This is a genomic window from Burkholderia sp. Ac-20392 (assembly GCF_017104585.1).
Classification (GTDB): domain Bacteria; phylum Pseudomonadota; class Gammaproteobacteria; order Burkholderiales; family Burkholderiaceae; genus Burkholderia; species Burkholderia lata.
This window is the reverse complement of sequence record NZ_JAAGPB010000738.1, coordinates 1-2,922: the sequence shown is the minus strand read 5'-3', so window position 1 is coordinate 2,922 and position 2,922 is coordinate 1. Positions and strand designations below refer to the sequence as shown.

Genomic DNA, 2,922 nt, shown 5'->3' with positions numbered 1-2,922 from the left:
ACCTCGCCGCCGCCGTGCGCGATCGCTGGACGCACCGCGATGACCGCTATTCCGAGCGCCGGGCCGCACGGCCAGCCCGCGCGCCGGGCAAGACCTATCCGACCGTGCGCATGTCGCTGGTCGGCGGCTGAGGGGCCGCCGCGCGACACAAGACGCACCGCCTACAGGAGAACCGTCATGACGAGCTTCACCGAATCCCGTGCCGGGCTACCGGACGATCCGTTGCACGCGGGCAGCCCCGCTCCCGACAGCACGACCGACCCGCACCCCGAGCCGCCGCCGTCGATCACCGCCGGCTTCGAAGTACGCGTGCAGTACGCGCCGATCGACGCCGGCGCCGAGCTGGCGCCGATCGTTCGCAATCCGAATGTCGGTGCAGTCGTGAATTTCCTCGGCGTCGTGCGCAACGAAGGCGACGTCGATGACGTGATCGCGCTCGAGGTCGAGCACTATCCGACGATGACCGAGCAGGCCCTGTGGAGCATCGTCGAGGAAGCCAGCGCACGCTGGCGGCTCGAAGCGATCAAGATCGTGCATCGCGTCGGGCGCATTCCGCTCGGCCAGGCGGTCGTGCTGGTCGTGGTGGCCGCCGCGCATCGGGGGGCCGCGTTCGATGCGTGCGAATTCCTGATGGACTTCCTGAAGACCCACGCCCCGTTCTGGAAGAAGGAGATCCGCCACGACGGCGTATCCGGCTGGGTCGAGGCGAAAGCGCACGACGACCAGGCGATGCGGCGCTGGGGCTGAGCGTAGGCGCTGCGCGTGTTCCGATTCCGCCGAGTGATTCCTTTCAAGACATCGCGATGAAACTGACGATCAAATACTTTGCAAGCATTCGCGAGCAACTCGATCTCGACGAGGAAATCGTCGAGATCGACGCGCGCGAACTCACCGTCGACGCGCTGCGCGACACGCTGGCCGCACGCGACGCACGCAGCGCGGAAGCGCTGCGGGTGGACCGGCCCGTGCGCGCAGCCGTCAATCTCGAGATGGTGACCGGGGGATTCGTGGTTCGGGAGGACAGCGAGGTGGCGTTTTTCCCGCCGGTGACGGGCGGCTGACATCACGACGAGCCGGAAGGAACCCGGCGTGACATCGATCGCCCGTTGCAGCTCACACGCGTTGACGCTGCGTATCAGCCGCTCGCGGCCGGCATCGCGGCCCGGCTCGACAGATAGTCGACCATCCGTTGCGCGGCCGGTTGCAACGCGTCGAAGCTCCTGAAACAGACGACGTACCGGCGCTTTGCCCACGCATCGACGAGCGGGATCACCTTGATGCCGAACACCGGCCGATACGTATCGGCCACTTCCATCGGCACGACACTGATCCCGAGCCCGGCCGCGACGACGCGAAACGCCGCATCGAACCCCGACACGATCACGCGATACGACACGGTCGCGCCGACATCGGCGGCCGCGCGCTGCAGCAGCGTGTGAACGGCGGTCGTCGGCAGCAGGCCGACATGCTCGTAGCCCAGCGTCTGCTCGAAGCGCAGCGATGGCTCGTTCGCGAGCGGATGATCGCGATGCACGGCCAGCGCCAGCCGGTCCTGCCGATACGGCCGATGCTGCAGGCCCTGAAGATCGACGTTGTCCCAGCACACGCCCACGCTCGCCGCGCCTTCGCGCAACTGCCGCACGAGTTCGGACGACAATCGCTCCTCCACATCGACCCGGATGTTCTCGTTCGCCGGCTCGCGCATGAACGACGAAATGTCGTCGAGCAGTGCCTCCGCGATCGCCGACGCCGATGCGCAAATGCTGACGCGCCCCTTCAGCCCGCCGCCGAACGCGGCGACATCGCTTGCGATGCGCTCCATCGTGAAGAGCACGCTGCGCGCGTGCTCGAGCAGCGCATTGCCCGCGGCCGTCGGCTCGACGCCGCGCCGCGAACGCGTGAGCAGCGGCACGCCGAGGTCGCTTTCGAGTTGTGCGATGCGCTTGCTGATCGCCGACGGCTCGATATGAACCGCCTCCGCCGCCCGCGCCATGTTGCGGTGATCGCACACGGCCACCAGCAGCCGCAGCGTTTTCAGGTCGATGTCGCGCATCCGCCGTCTCCAGGCAATCAGGCATTCAGACATTCCATTCCGGAAACATGGCGGTTCCGAAATACCGCTTTAATGTCCATCAGGAATGTCTAAAGTTAGCACGACGCCGGTGCATCGACACAGGTGAAATCAACGGAGACAAGCGACATGCGGTCGTTCCCCCAGCATGCAGTCATACGCGAAGTCGGCCTGCGCGACGGGCTGCAAAGCATCCCGCGCATTCTTCCGACGAAACACAAGATCGAGTGGATCGGCGACGCGTACGCGGCCGGTCAGCGCGAAATCGAGGTCGGATCGTTCGTGCCCGCGCGCCTGCTCCCGCAACTGGCCGATACGGCCGAGCTCGTCGCGTATGCGAAGACGCTGCCCGGCCTGCGCGTGTCGGTGCTGGTGCCGAACCTCAAGGGCGCGGAACACGCGCTCGACGCGGGCGCCGACCTGATGCTGGTGCCGCTCTCGGCGAGCCGCGCCCACAGCATCGCGAACCTGCGCAAGACCCCCGACGAAGTCGTCGCCGAAGTGGCGCGCATCCGCGCCGCGCGCGATGCGGCCGGCTCGAAGACGCTGATCGAAGGCGGCATCGGCACCGCGTTCGGCTGCACGATCCAGGGCCGCGTCGAGCAATCGGCGGTGCTGCGTTACCTGCATGCGCTGCTCGATGCCGGCGCCGACCGCGTGAGCATCGCCGATACGGTCGGCTACGCAGGGCCGGCCGCCGTCGGCGAACTGTTCGGCAAGGCGCGCGCCGCCGCAGGCGAGCGCTTCTGGTGCGGCCACTTTCACGATACCCGCGGCCTCGCGCTCGCGAATGTGTACGCGGCGCTCGAAACGGGCGTCGCCCGCTTCGACGCGACACTCGCCGGCATCGA

Annotated in this window: 4 protein-coding genes and 1 pseudogene; 4 read left to right on the top strand and 1 reads right to left on the bottom strand. The window is 67.5% G+C overall.

What is annotated here, in order from left to right; all coding sequences use genetic code 11:
- The 3 genes and pseudogenes from G3N99_RS42215 to moaD form a co-directional block, all read left to right on the top strand.
- A pseudogene (locus G3N99_RS42215) lies at positions 1-131 on the top strand (GTP 3',8-cyclase MoaA); the annotation flags it as partial.
- A 46-nt stretch (positions 132-177) separates the two neighbouring features.
- Positions 178-747, top strand: coding sequence for a molybdenum cofactor biosynthesis protein MoaE (locus G3N99_RS37555; RefSeq protein ID WP_011349654.1), 570 nt, complete (start codon positions 178-180; stop codon positions 745-747).
- Between the two features lie 56 nt (positions 748-803).
- Positions 804-1,061 (top strand): molybdopterin converting factor subunit 1, encoded by a 258-nt coding sequence (moaD, locus tag G3N99_RS37550; RefSeq protein WP_174938335.1) that lies wholly within the window; start codon positions 804-806, stop codon positions 1,059-1,061.
- A gap of 74 nt (positions 1,062-1,135) precedes the next feature.
- Here the strand turns inward: moaD and G3N99_RS37545 are convergent, their stop codons facing one another.
- Positions 1,136-2,053: a LysR family transcriptional regulator gene (locus G3N99_RS37545; RefSeq protein WP_206124894.1), complete on the bottom strand. Its 918-nt coding sequence runs from the start codon at positions 2,051-2,053 to the stop codon at positions 1,136-1,138.
- A gap of 147 nt (positions 2,054-2,200) precedes the next feature.
- On the opposite strand from G3N99_RS37545, the gene G3N99_RS37540 reads away from it, so the two are divergent.
- The coding region (locus G3N99_RS37540; RefSeq protein ID WP_206124893.1) for a hydroxymethylglutaryl-CoA lyase at positions 2,201-2,922 on the top strand (722 nt) is incomplete at its 3' end.